Raw genomic sequence first — 2,925 nt, forward strand, 5'->3', positions numbered from 1 at the left:
GGGAAAGGTAGCGTAAAATTTAAGCAAAGAGTGTCAACTATCTTGAAAAACACCGGGATTTAGTAGCCTAAAATTAAACCAGGCAAAAATAAGCTTAATTGTGGAATAAAGGTAACAGCCATAAGAGCAATGAACAGTGCTGCATAAAAAGGTAATAATGGTTTAATAACTTTATCAATAGAGACATTTGCAACTGAGCAGCCGATAAATAATGCACTACCTACTGGAGGAGTACATATACCAATCGCAAGGTTAAACGTCATCATGATCCCGAAGTGTACTGGGTCGATACCTAGGTCTAATACGATAGGCAAAAAGATAGGCGTAAAAATAAGCACTGCTGGAGTCATATCCATAAAGATACCAACGATGAGTAAAATTATATTAATAATTAATAAGACAATGAGTGGGTTATCAGAAACGGCCAATAATGCATCGGCAATCATATACGGGATATCAGCGTTAGCCATTGCCCATGACATCCCCATTGATGCCCCTACTAATAGTAGAACGATAGAGGTGGTTACTGCTGATTCTAAGATGATGGCGGGAAGTTGTTTTATCTTAACTTCACGGTAAACGATCACTGCAAGTATAAATGTGTATACAACGGCAATCGCGGAGGCTTCGGTTGCGGTAAAAATACCTCCAATTATTCCACCCATGATTAAGACGATAAGCATTAGAGAAGGTAAGGCTTTTAATAATGTATCCCATACATCAGCAATACTTGGTTTTGGTGCGACAGGATAGCCTCGGCGCTTAGCAATAAAACCTGCTACACACATTAAACTTACGCCCATAATTAGACCAGGGATATAACCGGCAAGAAACAATGCAGCAACTGATGTCCCACCAGAAACAAGAGAGAAAACAATTAAGGTATTACTCGGTGGGATCAATAGACCTGTAGGGCATGATGTAATATTAACTGCAGCAGAAAAATGCTCATCATAACCCTCTTTTTTTTGTAAAGGAGACATTGTGCCGCCAACTGCAGCTGCAGAAGCTACCGCTGATCCTGAAATAGAACCAAACATCATGTTTGCCATTATATTTACATGAGCTAATGAACCCGGTAAGCGACCACATAATACTTTTGCAAAATTGATAAGGCGGATCGCAATACCACCTTGATTCATAATATTTCCCGCTAAAATAAAGAACGGGATTGCAAGTAATGCAAAATTATCAAGACCTGCTGCCATACGTTGTGCAACTACGGCAATTGCAGGCTCAAGGGGAAGGCTCATCATAATCGTGGCTAAAGAAGATAAACCAATCGCAAATGACACCGGTATGCCTAATGTTAATAAAACTGCAAAGCTACCAAATAGAGTAAGAATGACTAGCCATTCCATAATTTAATTCCTTTTTAATTAGTGTTATTGGGATTTTGATGTAGGTAAAGAGTGACTAGATATTAATTCTTTTACTTTTTCACGGCTGAAAATAAAAGAATAAAAAACCATCAATGCCCCGCTTAATGGTAAACAAAAATAGATGTAACCCATCTCCCAACCTAACGCAGGTGTTACTTGCCCGGTGGCTAATGTTTTAAGCGCGAGACTAATACCTCCGTAAATTAATACGATAAAAGCAAATACTGCTATGGCGGCTTGAATGAAAATCTCGTTAATCAATTTTCGTTTACCGGTCAATTTCATAGTTAATAAGTCGATAGCAAGATGGCGCTTTTGGCCAGTGGTATACGCTGCACCAATAAGAGCAACCCACATAAATAAATAGCGAGCTAATTCATCTGTGATAGTGCTTGGTTTACCAATCACATATCGTGATATCACTTGCCAGATGACACAGAAAACTAAAAAGGTAGAGAGTGAGATAGTAAATGCAGCTAACCCTCTATTTATATAATTAACCAATTTATTCACTTTTAATTCCTTTGTGTGTGGGAGCATATAGTTAACGCTGGTTAACCAATATTAGTTATTGTTACTTTTAACATCCTATTTTTCTGAGGATGATTATAGATAACAGCTAATTATAATCCTGTGAGCTATGTCTCAAATGAATTGGTTGGCCAATTTGGCAGTTATTATTGTGATTTAGGTCAACCAATTTGTATTTTTGTTTTGACGGTGTATTGATTTGGACTCAAGATTCACCTGTATTCAAATACATCTTAAAAAAATGGATAATTACTTAATGGAGATACAATAATGATACGTAAAAGTATATTGACGGTACTGATTGGTACTGCGTTAAGTCTAAGCATTAGTACTTCCGCTGTTTCTGCAACCATATTAAAACTTAGTCATAACCAGTCGCGTGATTACGCTGTCCATAAGGCTATGGATTCAATGGCAAAAGAAGTACGTGAATTAACTAATGGCGAAGTTCGTATACGTATTTACCCTGATGCTCAATTGGGAACTCAGCGTGAATCAATGGAGCTTATGCAGAATGGTGCACTTGATATGGTTAAAACAAATGCAGCTGAATTAGAAGCTTTTGCACCTGCTTATGCTGCATTTAATCTGCCTTATTTATTTCGTAATAAATCACATTACTATGATGTACAGAAAGGGGAAGTAGGTGAGGATATTTTGGCTTCTTCTCGGGATAGTGGTTTCATTGGAATAACCTATTATGATGCTGGGGCTCGTAGTTTCTATGCATCTAAACCTATTAATACACCTGAAGATCTTAAAGGCTTAAAAATTAGAGTACAGCCAAGCCCTTCTGCGATCAGCATGGTCAAAGCATTAGGTGGAAATGCAACCCCTCTAGCTTATGGAGAGTTATATACAGCTCTTCAACAAGGTGTCGTAGATGCTGCTGAAAACAATATACCGTCATATAGTTTGAGTCGTCACAGTGAAGTATCTAAATTTTTTAGTTTAGATGAACACACAATGGTGCCTGATGTTCTCGTTATTTCAAATAAAGCTTACGATAGTT

3 protein-coding genes are annotated in these 2,925 nt (G+C 37.6%); 1 reads left to right on the forward strand and 2 read right to left on the reverse strand.

The annotated features are described in order from the left end of the window. Nucleotides 1-59 precede the first annotated feature (59 nt). Both Q1K78_RS17230 and Q1K78_RS17235 read right to left on the reverse strand, forming a co-directional pair. Nucleotides 60-1,361 carry a TRAP transporter large permease subunit gene (locus Q1K78_RS17230; protein ID WP_023603172.1) on the reverse strand — a complete coding sequence of 434 codons (1,302 nt, stop codon included), beginning with the start codon at nt 1,359-1,361 and terminating at the stop codon, nt 60-62. 24 nt (nt 1,362-1,385) lie between these two features. Next, complete coding sequence (locus Q1K78_RS17235) at nt 1,386-1,895, reverse strand: TRAP transporter small permease (RefSeq protein ID WP_300181670.1); 510 nt, start codon at nt 1,893-1,895, stop codon at nt 1,386-1,388. A 285-nt stretch (nt 1,896-2,180) separates the two neighbouring features. Between Q1K78_RS17235 and Q1K78_RS17240 the strand changes: the two genes are divergently transcribed. Then, nucleotides 2,181-2,925, forward strand: a 745-nt coding sequence (locus Q1K78_RS17240) for a TRAP transporter substrate-binding protein (protein ID WP_300181672.1), incomplete at its 3' end; no start/stop codon positions are given.

Source organism: uncultured Aliivibrio sp., assembly GCF_946479765.1.
GTDB lineage: Bacteria > Pseudomonadota > Gammaproteobacteria > Enterobacterales > Vibrionaceae > Aliivibrio.